This is a genomic window from Leptolyngbya sp. BC1307 (genome assembly GCF_002286735.1).
Taxonomy (GTDB): Bacteria; Cyanobacteriota; Cyanobacteriia; order Phormidesmidales; family Phormidesmidaceae; genus Phormidesmis.
Window position 1 is genome coordinate 27774 of record NZ_NRTA01000017.1, and the last position, 13196, is coordinate 40969.

Consider the following 13196-nt stretch of genomic DNA (forward strand, 5'->3'; position numbering starts at 1 on the left):
CTGCCTGTGTAACCTACAACACGTCATTATGGGGGATGTTGGGTCAATTCGTCAGAAGAGAGCGTGCCAATTTTAGTCAGATTCTCTAGCTCACGGCTTCTGCGCTTTCGGCTTCAGCCGCGCCCATTCGTCCTTGCAACCAGGCCGTAATTAAATGGGACAATAGACCCACCGGGCCAGCAAACAGGCACAGCGCTAAAGAGTGCCGCGTCCAAACGCCTTTTTCTTGCCCTTGCCAATAGATCCAGCGTCCGACAAACAGATCCATCACAATAAAGTGAATCCAGCCCGTCGCCATCACCCGCTCATCGGCAAATAGCCCCGCTAGCTGACTCAAGGTCGGGTTCGCAAAGGCCGCTAGAGAATCTGGGTCAAGGCTAGTGGCAAAGCAGTAAATGTAGGCTAAAGCCAGCGGCACAAAGGGAATATAGGAAGCCATTACCCGGCGCGTCACCGACCAGCCTGGCAAAATAATCATCAGCGTCCAAAAAGGCAGCGCGAATAAGTTGGCACCGTTGTAGAGATAGTCGATCATGAGTTGTGTCTTACTTCTGGCAGTGAGCGGTCTGTTTTCAGGTATACCTGCAAGTTGCGCTGGCTGACAAAGTTTTCCGCACAAAATCTGTCTAAATAACCTGGAGAGAGGTTGCGCTCTCAAACCAGCCCTGTAAGCTAGGTTAGGATAGCGACCGTCTCCCGCTGTAAAGCACAACTGAAACCATGATGATTTTGCCAGGCTCGCCCATTCGCATTACCAACGTTGACGATACTTACTTTGGCTTTGAAGGTCAGGTGCAGCGCGTCAGTGACGGCAAGATCGCCGTCCTGTTTGAAGGCGGCAACTGGGATAAGCTCGTTACTTTCAAACCTTCAGACTTAGAGATTGTCAAGCCCATGCGAGGGAAGAAGTAAGCGATGCGTCTGCCGCTGCCGCAGTTTACTACCCGATCGCGTCAGGCCAGTCACATTGCTGAAGTGATTGAAACCTCAACCACCGAGTTTTTGGCGCAGTGCTTAGAGCCCGAAGATCTGAGCTTTCCGGCAATGCCGCCCTTTGGTAGCTGGGTGAAAGCTTATGACGAAGAAGCCGACAACCAGATTTACGGCGTGGTCTACCATGCGACGACCAGCCCGCTAGATTCGGTGCATCGGGCGCGGGCGCTGGGAATGTCGCTTGACGAGCTGCGCGAACAGCAGCCACAGATTTTTGCCATGCTCAAGACTGAGTTTCGGGTGGCAATTGTTGGCTTTGTGCCGCTGGCAACTCAACGCACCTATCAGCATCTGCCGCCGCGTCCGCCGCAGGTTCACCAGGCTGTGCATTGCTGTGAGCCGGATGAAGTGATTTCTTTTACAGAAGAACTCGACTGGCTGCGCACACTCTTGCAGGTGAGCGGCGTGCCGACAGAGAGTTTGGCGGCGGCAGCGATTCGTGAGGTCTATGGCCTGCGCGATCTAGACCGCGATTGGCTAGTAAGGGCCGGGCGCACGGTGAGCGTTTTGCTAAAAGATGACTATGACCGCCTGCGGATGATTCTCTCGCAGATTCATCCCTAGCCCATGCAAACCTACGACACTATCGTCATTGGCAATGGCCTCACTGGGGCCGCGCTCAGCTACGAACTCGCCAAAGCGGGTCAGGCAGTGCTCTTGCTAGACGATGGCAACCGTGACAGCGGCACGTGCTACAGCTATGGCGGCATTGGCTACTGGGCCGGGACAACCGAGTTGACAACGACACTTTTGCGCGCAGGCATGGCTCGCCACCGCGAGCTATCAGATGAGCTAGAGGCAGATACTCAGCTCCGAGAGATAGATCTGTTGCTAACGGTCGAAAAAGAAGCAGATATAGACTCTCTCATTAACGCTTACAAAGTCTTTGATAGGCCGCCTCAGCTAATTTCTGTTGAAGCGGCGCAGGAGATAGAACCGCAGATTGACGCGGAGGCGATCGCTGCTGCCTTCACCATCCGCCATGCCCATGTCGATCCGATGTCGTTGGTAGCTGCTTACAACCAGGCATTTCGCAGGCTGGGCGGTCATCACAATCTGTCTGCCGCGTCTGGATTAGTGAGAGTAGGCAACAAAGTCACAGGCGTAATGACTGAGGCTCAGGCGTACCCTGCTCAAACGGTTGTGGTTGCAGCTGGCGCGTACAGTCGAAATCTTTTGCGGGCGGTTGGTTTACAGGTGCCGCTGTTTTTCACGCATGCCGAGATTATAGAAACGCCGCCTTTGGATTTTGAGGTGCGATCGCTGATCATGCCCGCCGCCAACAACCGCTTTAAGCAAGAGGCCGAAGCCGCTGCTAGCGACCAGTGGCAACAGCCCAACAGCCAGGTGATTCCGCCCGTCTTAGAAGCAGGCGTCATCCAATTCGCCGATAAAACCGCTCGCATCGGGCAGATCAGCCGCTTTCACTCCGCCTACAGCCCGCCTGCTGACCCTACCGATAGCGAAACCGCTATTCGCCGGGCTATAGAACAACAGCTACCAATCCTCAAAGGCGTTCCTGGCACCTGGCGACACTGCCTGGTCACCTTCACCCAAGACGGCTTACCGCTACTCGGCCCTGTGCCTACCGTCAGCGGGCTACATCTCTTCTCAGGTTTCACCAGTCCCTTTGCGCTTGTACCGCCTGTTGCTCAGCGCTACGCCCAATACTTGACAGGGCACCTGCCAGACTCGCCAGACGGCCTGATAAAAGATATGCTGATTGACCGTTTCAGCGTTGAACGCGACCATTAGGCCCGTTCATCCTCAGTCTTTGATTGCTCTGTAAAGGATCGGCATGGCCAAAGCCAAGAAAGTAGCCAAAGAAGAACCGTTAGAAAAGCAGCTATGGAAAGCGGCTGATACGCTGCGCAAGAATATTGACGCGGCTGAGTATAAGCATGTGGTGCTGGGCTTGATTTTCCTCAAGTACATCTCAGATGCTTTTGAAGAACTCTTCACCAAGCTGAAAGCCGGTGAGGGTGAGTATGCCGGGGCTGACCCGGAGGACAAGGACGAATACAAGGCAGAGAACATTTTCTTTGTGCCGCCAGAGGCGCGGTGGTCTTTTTTTCAGGCCAAGGCGAAACAGCCCAAAATCGGTACGTTTGTCGATGCGGCGATGGATGCGATTGAAGCGGAGAATGCTTCGCTTAAGGGCGTGTTGCCGAAGGTGTTTGCAAGGCAGAACCTTGACCCGACTAGCTTGGGTAGCTTGATTGACCTAGTGAGTAATATTGCGCTGGGCGATGCTAAGGCCCGCAGCGCGGATGTGCTGGGGCATGTGTTTGAGTATTTCTTAGGTGAGTTTGCCCTGGCTGAGGGCAAGCAGGGTGGGCAGTTCTATACGCCGCGCAGCATTGTCGAGCTGCTGGTGGCGATGCTGGAGCCGTACAAAGGGCGAGTTTTCGATCCTTGCTGTGGATCGGGTGGGATGTTTGTGCAATCAGATGAGTTTGTAAGAGAGCACCAGGGCCGGGTGAACGATATCTCTATCTACGGTCAGGAGAGCAATCAGACGACGTGGCGGCTGGCGAAGATGAACCTAGCGATTCGCGGTATCGACAGTTCGCAGGTGAAGTGGAATAACGAAGGCTCGTTTCTTAATGACGCGCACAAGGATGTGCGGGCGGATTTTATTATTGCTAATCCACCGTTTAACGTGAGCGACTGGAGCGGTGAGCTGCTGCGGGGAGATGGGCGCTGGCAGTATGGGGTGCCACCTGCGGGGAATGCGAACTTTGCTTGGTTGCAGCATTTTCTGTACCATCTGGCTCCTAGCGGACGGGCGGGAGTGGTGCTGGCAAAGGGGGCGCTGACCAGTAAGACTAGCGGGGAGGGCAAGATTCGCGAAGCGCTGATTGCTGATGGCAATGTGATGGACTGCGTTGTGAATTTGCCCGCGAAGCTGTTTTTGAATACGCAGATCCCGGCGGCGCTGTGGTTTATGAATCGGGCGCGGAATAATGGCCATCCGCGTAAGGGCGAGATTTTGTTTATTGACGGGCGCAACCTGGGGCACCTGATCAATCGACGGACGCGCGAGCTATCAGATAAGGATATTCAGCAGATTGCACAGACATACCATGCTTGGCGCACCGGGGAAGCGGGCTATGAGGATGTGAAGGGCTTCTGTGCGTCGGTGCCCTTGGAGCGGGTGGCAGAGCTGGACTATGTGCTGACGCCGGGGCGCTATGTGGGGTTAGCCGAAGAAGAGGATGATTTTGATTTCACGGAGCGGTTTACGGCGCTGAAGGCGGAGTTTGAGGCGCAGTTACAGGAAGAGGCGGCGCTGAATGAGGCGATCTCGCTCAACCTATCGCGGGTAAAGCTGCCATGACGCTGATAGAGCAAATTCAGCAGGGCGAGGGCAAGACGCTGGAGCTAAAGGCTCAACTGCCCCGGCATGACCAGATCGCGAAGACGGTGGTGGCGTTTGCTAATACCAGCGGCGGCAAGCTGGTGATTGGGGTGGATGATGAGCGGCAGGTGGTGGGGCTGGCTGAGACGGATGTTTTGGATTTGCAGGATCGGGTGGCTTCGATTGTGTTTGACCGCTGCTCTCCAGCGATTTTGCCAGAGATTTATAGTGCGAATGTGCAGGGCCGTCTGGTGCTGGTGGTGGAAGTATTTCGGGGAAATTTGCTGCCCTATTACCTGAAGGCGGCGGGGAAAAACGAGGGGACGTATTTGCGGATTGGGGCGACGAATCGGCGGGCGGATTTTGAGCACATTCTGGAGCTGGAGCGGCAGAAGCGCAGTCAGAGTTTTGATGAGGAGGTTTGCCGGGAGCAGGTGCTTTCTGAGTTGGATTTGACGCCGTTGATGGAGCGGTTTGCGGAGCGGGGGAAGCCGCTGACGGCGGAGAAGCTGAGGAATTTGAAGCTGGTGCAGATGGAGCAGGGGGAGCTATGGCCGACGCAGGGGCTGATGATTTTGCTGGGGCGCTATCCGCATGTGGTGATGAAGTGTGCGCGGTTTCGGGGGACGGATATGAGTGTCTTTTTGGATCGCAAGGAGTATGAGGGCGATTTGTTTGGACAGCTAGCGCAGGCGGAGGGGTTCATTAAAAACCATATTCATCTGCGGGGTGAGATTAGTGGGTTGCAGCGGACGGATACGTATGAGTTGCCGGATGAGGCGCTGCGGGAGGCGTTGGTGAATGCGGTGGTGCATCGGGACTATACGAATAAGGGCCGCGATATCAAGGTGGGGGTGTATGACGATGTGGTGAATGTGGTGTCGCCGGGGGGGTTGCCGAGTACGCTGACGGCGGAGACGCTGTTGGATGGGCGTTCGGAGATTCGTAATCGGACGATTGCGCGAGTGTTTAAGGCGTTGGGGTACATCGAGCAGTGGGGCAGCGGGATTCAGCGGATTCGGGCGGCTTGTTTGGATTGGGGGCTGGCGGAGCCGAGGATTCGAGAGAAGGGGGATTTTGTGGATGTAGAGTTTTATCGGCCTGGGTTTGAGGTGATGGCTAAACCTAAAAGTATCGGAAAAGTATCGGGAAGTATCGGTAGAGTATCGGAAAATGAGCAGCGAATTTTGGCTTATCTGGAAACTCAGCGGTCAATCACATCCAAAATCGTTGAGAACCTAGTTGGAGTTAAGGAAGCTAGAGCTAGACGGATATTGAAAGAAATGATTGATAAGGGCTTAGTTGAGAAGCGGGGTGGTGGACGCAACACCTACTACGTAGGAAGTGAAGGGTGAAAAGATGAGTGAGTGGCTAGAATTTAAAATAGAAGACTTTGCTGAAGTTCTAAATTATAAACGTGTACCTCTGAGTACCAAAGATAGAACCGGAAGAAGTGGAAAATTTCCATATTACGGAGCATCAGGCATCGTTGATTACATAGACGACTACATCTTTGATGGAGAACATGTTCTAATTTCGGAAGATGGAGAGAACTTAAGAACAAGAAAGACTCCAATAGCCTTTAAGGCAGATGGGCAGTTCTGGGTGAATAATCATGCTCATATACTTAAGTTTCGTGAGGAACATCTTAGCAGCCTTATCGTTTATTATCTTCAAAATTTAGATTTGAACGAATTCATAAGCGGTGCTGTTCAGCCAAAGTTAAACAAGACGAATCTCTTGGCAATACCAATTTTCCTTCCAAGAGAAAAGATAGAGCAGCAAGCGATCGCACAAGTTCTCAGCAGCCTAGACGACAAAATTGACCTACTGCACCGCCAGAACAAAACGCTTGAGGCGATCGCTAAGACACTGTTCCGTCAGTGGTTCATCGAAGAGGCTCAGGATGATTGGGAGGAGATGAATGTAGCTGATTTTGTCGAACTAAATAAATCCAGCATTGATAAAAGCTACCCCCACAAAACAATTGAGTATTTGGATACTGGCTCAATTCTTGAAGGTAAGATTGATGGTTTACAATCGCTTGAGACGAGCCATTCGCCCAGTAGGGCAAAGCGTTTGGTTCGACATAACGATGTGCTCATCTCTACTGTAAGACCCAATCAGAAGCACTATGGGGTAGTTAAAAACCCAGCAGATAACCTAGTCGTTTCTACTGGGTTCTGTGTCATAACTTGCACGAAAATAGATCCTCACTTCGTTTATCTTCTACTGACGAACGACGAAATGACTGAGTATCTGCACTCAATAGCTGAGGGTTCTACCTCAGCTTATCCTTCACTGAAGCCATCGGACATAGGGGCTATCGTCTTTCATCTTCCACCAAGCGATAAGCTAAAAGATTTTGCCAGTATTGCCCACGAGTCGTGGGAGAAGATAGAGAACAATTATGCTCAAATCCAAATCCTTGAAAAACTCCGCGATACGCTTCTTCCCAAACTCATGAGCGGCGAAGTGCGCGTAGACGTGTAACCATAGCCGACTACTCAGGCACAAAAACCAAAATCGAGATCGCCCCACTAAGACGAGTAAAGTGCTTCGGATTTAGCGTTAATAGCCTATCCACATCTGATTTCAACGCAGCTTGGGCGATCAAAGCATCGAAAATCCCCCCGCCTGGAAGGTTGAGATCTGACATTTGAGCGATCGCCGCCTGATAATCTGCTTGTTCTAACGAGACAGCCTTTAGGTATTGCAACTGATGCTCAATTAACAACCTGACATCTTGCGGTGACATGCGGGGTTTGCTAGGCATCCGAGTCAGCACAGAGTAAATTTCTGCCAAACTATGAGTGGAAAGATAGCCTTCAACTTGCCCTGCCTTAGCCGCTTGTAGCTGAGCGAAGCAAGGAACATGGCTAGGGTGCTGAGGCAGTGATGCCGCAACAATGACAGAAGTATCAAATAGAACCTTCACAGCCCTAGTTCTTCCCAGCTTCTACCCCTACTTTGCTCAAGTAGCGCATCAAAATCAACCTGCTCAAGCGACTCCGTATCAAACACCAAAATGCCATCCTGATCTCGAAGGCGAGACTCTACCGAATCAACTCTCATCGCAGTATCCGCAGATAGCGTAACAGATAGGCTAACTTGCGCTTTAAGTGCGTTTATTTTTTCCGTGACAGCCTGCAAAATAAACTGCTCCGGCGAGAGTCCTTGCCGCCTAGCAATTTGTTCAACTTCTTGTTGCAAAGCAGAGGATAGATCCATAGCGAGGCTAATAGCTGCGATACAGCCATTCTAGCTTGGATCAAACCCACGTAATTTATGAGTACAAATACTCGTCTCAGCTCAGCTTAATTCAATCAATATTTTCAACTGGGTAAGCTAAGCAAGTATTGTCCTGTACTTCATACAACGCTTCGTAAAATAAGCGTAACGCCCCCTTCAGCCCCAGCTCAATGACTCACCAACTCAACGAATCCGCCATCGAAACCCTTGCCATTGAGCTACTCCAGCGCCAGGGCTACACCCACCTACACGCTCCCGGCCCTGATAGCCCCACCCCCGAACGCAGCCGCTACGAAGAAGTCATCCTCACTAACCGCCTAGAAGCCGCCCTGCACCGCATCAACCCCAACACCAGCCCCGACAAACTGCAAACCGCCCTCAAAGACATCCAGCGCATTTCATCACCCGACTTGCCCGCCAATAACGAAGCCTTCCACCGCCTGCTCACCGAAGGCGTCAACATCACTATTCAGCAAGACGGCGGCGAACGCGGCGACCTCGTATGGCCAATCGACTTCGCCCACCCCAACAATAACGATTTCGTCGTCGCCAGTCAGTTCACCGTCATCGAAAACAACCACAACAAGCGCCCCGACCTAGTGCTATTCATCAACGGCCTGCCCCTGGTCGTGATCGAGCTAAAAAACGCTACCGACGAAAACGCCACCCTCAAAACCGCCTACCAGCAGATCGAAACCTACAAAGCCACCATCCCCAGCCTGTTCACCCCCAACGCCTTTTCGATCATCTCCGACGGACTCGAAGCCAGAGCCGGTTCCCTCTCCGCCGGATTCAGCCGCTTCATGGCCTGGAAAACCGCCGACGGCAAAACCCAAGCCTCGCCCCTGGTCAGTCAGCTCGAAACGCTGATCGCAGGCATGTTAAACAAAGCCACCCTGCTAGACCTTGTGCGCCACTTCATCGTCTTTGAAAAAACCAAAAAAGAAGACCCCAGCACCAAAGTCATCAGCATCCAGACCGTCAAAAAGCTCGCCGCTTACCACCAGTACTACGCCGTCAACGCCGCCATCGAATCTACGCTGAGGGCCGCGAACATTGGAGCTGCTGATATCAGCGCTCCTTTTGAGGGCGCATTCAAAGCGGGGGAAAGCCCAGCCAGCTATGGACTGGGTGATGTGGCTCAGCAGCCGAAGGGCGATCGCAAAGCAGGCGTCGTCTGGCACACCCAAGGCTCCGGAAAATCCCTGTCAATGGTGTTCTACACCGGCAAAATCGTTCAAACCCTCAACAACCCAACCATCCTCGTTATCACCGACCGCAACGACCTGGACGATCAGCTCTTTGACACCTTCGCCGCCTCAAAGCAGCTCCTACGCCAAGACCCGGTACAAGCAGGCGATCGCGACGAGCTAAAGAGTCTGCTAAAAGTCGCTTCTGGTGGCGTCGTTTTCTCCACCATTCAAAAATTCCAACCCGAAGACGGCAACATTTACGAACAGCTCTCAGAGCGCCGCAACATCGTCGTTATCGCCGACGAAGCCCACCGCACCCAATACGGCTTCAGCGCCAAAACCATCGACGAAAAAGACGACAGTGGCACCCTGATCGGTAAAAAAGTCGTCTACGGCTTCGCCAAATACCTGCGCGACGCCCTGCCCAGCGCCACCTACCTCGGCTTCACCGGCACCCCCATCGAAAAAACCGACGCCAACACCCCGGCAGTGTTCGGCAACTATGTAGACATTTACGACATCGCCCAAGCCGTAGAAGACGGGGCCACCGTGCGCATCTTCTATGAAAGCCGCCTTGCCAAAATCAGCCTCAGCGACGCAGGCAGAAAGCTGATTGCGCAGCTAGATGAAGACCTAGCCCAAGACGACCTAGCCGAAGCCCAGAAAGCCAAAGCCAATCGCACCAAAGTAGAAGCCCTCATCGGCAATCCTCAACGCATCCAAACCATCGCGCAAGATATCGTCAGTCACTTTGAAGCACGGCAAGAAGTCTTTGCCGGTAAAGGCATGGTCGTGAGCATGTCGCGCCGCATCGCTGCCGAACTTTACGACGCTATTATCCAGATCCGCCCCGACTGGCACGACGACGACCCCGCTAAGGGCGCGATCAAGGTGGTGATGACTGCCAAATCGAGCGAAGGCTCTCAAATTGCCAAGCATCACACCACCAAAACACAGCGTAAGAATCTAGCCGACCGCATGAGAGACGACACCGACCCGCTGAAGCTGGTGATCGTGCGCGACATGTGGCTCACCGGCTTCGACGCGCCTAGTCTGCACAGCTTGTATATCGACAAGCCGATGAAAGGTCATAACCTGATGCAGGCGATCGCCCGCGTCAACCGCGTCTACAAAGACAAACCCGGTGGCCTCGTCGTAGACTATCTCGGCATCGCCTCAGACCTGAAAGAAGCCCTCTCCTTCTACTCCGACGCAGGCGGCAAAGGCGATCCTACTCTCGCCCAGGAGCAAGCCGTCGCTCTCATGCTCGAAAAGCTCGAAGTGGTTTCTGCGATGTACCACGGCTTCCCCTACGAGAACTACTTTGACGCCGACACCGCCCGTAAACTGTCGATGATTTTGGCCGCAGAAGAGCATATCTTGGGCTTAGAGGACGGTAAGAAGCGCTATATCAACGAGGTGACGGCATTGTCTCAGGCGTTTGCGATCGCCATCCCCCACGAGCAAGCCCTAGACGCCAAAGATGAGGTCGGCTTCTTCCAAGCCATCAAAGCCCGCCTGACCAAATTCGACAGTCCCAGCGAAGGCCGCAGCAACGAAGAACTCGAAACCACCATCCGCCAAGTCATCGATCAGGCGCTGGTATCAGAGCAGGTGATCGATGTATTCGACGCCGCAGGCATCAAAAAGCCAGACATCTCCATCCTCTCCGATGAATTCCTGGCCGAACTCAAAGACTACGAGCATAAAAACATCGCCCTAGAAGTGATGAAAAAGCTGCTCAACGACGAGCTAAAAGCCCGCGCCAAGACGAACCTCGTACAGAGCAAAACCCTGCTAGAGATGCTCGAAAACGCCCTCAAGCGCTACCAAAACAAAATCCTCACCGCCGCCGAAGTGATGGATGAGCTAATCCACATCAGTAAAGAGATCGTATCCTCCGATTCTGAAGCCTCAGCAATGGGCCTATCCGAGTACGAATACGCCTTTTACACCGCCGTCGCCAATAACGACAGCGCCCGCGAGCTGATGCAGCAAGACAAGCTGCGCGAACTCGCCGTCGTCCTCACCCAAAAGATTCGCGAGAACGCCACCATTGACTGGGCTATTAAGGAGAACATGCGGGCCAAGCTCAAAGTCATCGTCAAACGGCTGCTAAGAAAGTATGGCTACCCACCTGATATGCAGCTACTGGCCACCGAAACTGTACTCAAGCAGGCTGAGGTGATCGCCAGTGAGCTGACCGGCCAGCCGTAGAAGAACAAGCACCGCAGAAAAGCCAATACCCTTTAAAGTGACGTGCAAATCGGCATGGCTAGGCGGTACATTGAGTTCTAGCCGCCAGAATTACCTGTAAATCCTTGACGGTCAGCAGAAGGGACACTAGCTTTGCCTCTCGGTCAGCCTATCCTGTCAACATAAATCTCTATGGCATACGATCACCATCTCAAGCAAATTGAGGCGCTGGCCCTCAGCGATGAGAAAAAATCATATTTAGAAAACCGCTGGCTAGATCAGTATGCCTGGTTTGAGCGGCGGGCAAAAACCATGCAGATGTGGTATCGCCGTCTGCGGCTGATTGTTGTCATCGGAGGCGTATTGATTCCAAGTTTAATTGGCATCAAATTTTCTCCCGACATAGGCGCTCTATTCGGATTGAGAGATCAGCCGGTCGAGCAAGAACCTGCCTGGGTAAGTGTCGCGAGTGGCCTTACAGATGGCGTCATTTTTATTATCAGCTTGATAGTGGCGATCGCGGCTGCACTTGAAGAATTTTTTAACTTTGGAGAGAAGCACCGAAATTATCGCAGAGCCGCCGAAGCGATGAAAGGAGAATACTGGCAGTTTTTACTGCTCTCAGGTCACTACAGCAAGTATCAAGACGATGCGATGGACTATGCCCAATCGATCAAGGCTGCTTACGGTACGTTTGTCCAGCGGATAGAACAAATTATCGAAGACGATGTTCGCAGCTTTATCGAGCTAGTCGATGAACAAATGCTCGAAGACAATCGCCAAACTCAAAAGATGTTGCAGGACAAAACAGATGGTTTGATGAGTGAACTCAAACATATCGGCGATCGCTTGGCAGCAATAGAGGGTGCGCCTGCTAAGCGATCGCCAACCAATCCTACAGCCGCTCCCTCAGAAACGCCCGATACCTCAGCCGCAATCATGGCTATTGATCTAACAGATCAGCCCTAGAAGGAGATAGGCCCTAGAAAGAGATAGATAGAGGACAGCGCTGCCGTTGAACGATTGGCTGCTTCACTGCATAAAGAATGTAGCGTTTGCAACGAAAAATTCAGATCTCAAGTAACTTTTGGCCTATACTGAGGCCCAACGGACGGCAGCACTTATAGAGTGTTTTGCAGCCGTTCTATATGAAAAATGGCCCTGCAAGCCGCCGGGCAAGTAGCCAAATGAACAACACCGCACTAAATAGCAAGGCCAAACCCAGTTGGGCAGGTGACGACTTACTCTCCCGTTTCGTAAATCTGTTGATTCAGACCAAGCCGATTTACGGTGTGATGAAATCTCAAGCCAGGCGAGTCTTGATCAAGACCGCTGAGAAAAACGGCATTCAGTGGCGAGAAAACTACGAGGCGCTAGAAGCTTCGGCAGCAAAGCAAGCGCTGACAACAATCGCTAACCCGAAGATTGTTTATCCAGACTATTATCAAGTGCCTTTTCATGCCTACGATGAAGGCAATTTGTGCTGGCCAGCCGCCTTTGAAGCGGAGTCAGCTACCCAGGCGATGGCGCTGCGCATCTGGCCGCAGGAAGACCTGACCTGGCAAGCCGCTCAAGCCCGATTGCGTACTAGCTTTCACGACGTGCTGGCTGAGCATGGCCCGCCTTCGGTACGAGACATTTTAGACATCGGCTGTTCGGTCGGCATCTCCACGCGAACTATCCATGACTATTACGAGAAGACTCAAAACCATTCTGTTCGCACTGTGGGTTTAGATCTTTCTCCTTACATGCTAGCGGTGGCAAAAGTGCAAGATGAAGAGGGGGCGATCGCTCAATGGATTCACACCAAAGCCGAAGACACCGGCCTCTCAGGGGCATCTTTTGACCTGATCACGCTGCAATTTGTCATTCACGAACTGCCGCGCCACATTACCCAAGCCATCTTTCGCGAAGCCCATCGGCTGCTGCGACCCGGCGGCTGTTTGGCAATTGTCGATAACAATCCGCAGTCGGAAGTCATTCAAAACCTGCCGCCCGTCCTCTTCACCCTGATGAAAAGCACCGAACCCTGGAGCGATGACTATTACACCTTTAATGTAGAAGCGGCCTTGCAGGAAAGCGGACTTGAGCATGTAGTGACCATCATGAGCGATCCGCGCCATCGCACTCTGATTAGCAGAAAGCCATCTTCGTCATAAACAAACTGTCGGATTCGCCCTTTAACTGACGAATTCAAGATC

General features: G+C 52.7%; 12 protein-coding genes. 9 read left to right on the forward strand and 3 right to left on the reverse strand.

From position 1 onward, the window contains the following. Window positions 1-85: 85 nt before the first annotated feature. Window positions 86-535, reverse strand: a complete 450-nt coding sequence (locus CKL79_RS11450; protein ID WP_121969718.1) for an ABA4-like family protein — start codon at window positions 533-535, stop codon at window positions 86-88. 188 nt (window positions 536-723) lie between these two features. On the opposite strand from CKL79_RS11450, the gene CKL79_RS11455 reads away from it, so the two are divergent. The 6 genes from CKL79_RS11455 to CKL79_RS11480 are packed head-to-tail and all read left to right on the forward strand — an operon-like array spanning window position 724 to window position 6847. Continuing rightward, on the forward strand, window positions 724-912 hold the full coding sequence (locus CKL79_RS11455) for an NAD(P)H dehydrogenase subunit NdhS (protein WP_121969764.1): 189 nt from the start codon (window positions 724-726) through the stop codon (window positions 910-912). Window positions 913-915: 3 nt separating this feature from the next. Further along, window positions 916-1557, forward strand: a complete 642-nt coding sequence (locus CKL79_RS11460; protein ID WP_121969719.1) for an HAS-barrel domain-containing protein — start codon at window positions 916-918, stop codon at window positions 1555-1557. 3 nt (window positions 1558-1560) lie between these two features. Then, complete coding sequence (locus CKL79_RS11465; RefSeq protein WP_121969720.1) at window positions 1561-2748, forward strand: FAD-binding oxidoreductase; 1188 nt, start codon at window positions 1561-1563, stop codon at window positions 2746-2748. A 43-nt stretch (window positions 2749-2791) separates the two neighbouring features. Then, complete coding sequence (locus tag CKL79_RS11470) at window positions 2792-4333, forward strand: class I SAM-dependent DNA methyltransferase (protein WP_121969721.1); 1542 nt, start codon at window positions 2792-2794, stop codon at window positions 4331-4333. Then, a complete protein-coding gene (locus tag CKL79_RS11475) occupies window positions 4330-5709 on the forward strand; it encodes an RNA-binding domain-containing protein (RefSeq protein ID WP_121969722.1) in 1380 nt (459 codons plus the stop codon). Before CKL79_RS11470 ends, CKL79_RS11475 begins: the two co-directional genes overlap by 4 nt. 4 nt (window positions 5710-5713) lie before the next feature. Further along, the gene (locus CKL79_RS11480) at window positions 5714-6847 is read left to right on the forward strand and encodes a restriction endonuclease subunit S (RefSeq protein ID WP_121969765.1); all 1134 of its coding nucleotides are present in this window, start codon (window positions 5714-5716) and stop codon (window positions 6845-6847) included. Window positions 6848-6857: 10 nt separating this feature from the next. On the opposite strand, the gene CKL79_RS11485 is transcribed toward CKL79_RS11480, so the two are convergent. Continuing rightward, window positions 6858-7292 (reverse strand): PIN domain-containing protein, encoded by a 435-nt coding sequence (locus tag CKL79_RS11485; protein ID WP_121969723.1) that lies wholly within the window; start codon window positions 7290-7292, stop codon window positions 6858-6860. Beyond that, the gene (locus CKL79_RS11490; protein WP_121969724.1) at window positions 7289-7585 is read right to left on the reverse strand and encodes a hypothetical protein; all 297 of its coding nucleotides are present in this window, start codon (window positions 7583-7585) and stop codon (window positions 7289-7291) included. Before CKL79_RS11490 ends, CKL79_RS11485 begins: the two co-directional genes overlap by 4 nt. Before the next feature lie 191 nt (window positions 7586-7776). On the opposite strand from CKL79_RS11490, the gene CKL79_RS11495 reads away from it, so the two are divergent. From CKL79_RS11495 to CKL79_RS11505, 3 genes are all read left to right on the forward strand, one after another. Then, complete coding sequence (locus CKL79_RS11495) at window positions 7777-11016, forward strand: type I restriction endonuclease subunit R (protein ID WP_121969725.1); 3240 nt, start codon at window positions 7777-7779, stop codon at window positions 11014-11016. 171 nt (window positions 11017-11187) lie between these two features. Beyond that, window positions 11188-11964 (forward strand): DUF4231 domain-containing protein, encoded by a 777-nt coding sequence (locus CKL79_RS11500; RefSeq protein ID WP_121969726.1) that lies wholly within the window; start codon window positions 11188-11190, stop codon window positions 11962-11964. A 218-nt stretch (window positions 11965-12182) separates the two neighbouring features. Further along, window positions 12183-13154 (forward strand): class I SAM-dependent methyltransferase, encoded by a 972-nt coding sequence (locus CKL79_RS11505; protein ID WP_121969766.1) that lies wholly within the window; start codon window positions 12183-12185, stop codon window positions 13152-13154. Window positions 13155-13196: the final 42 nt, after the last annotated feature.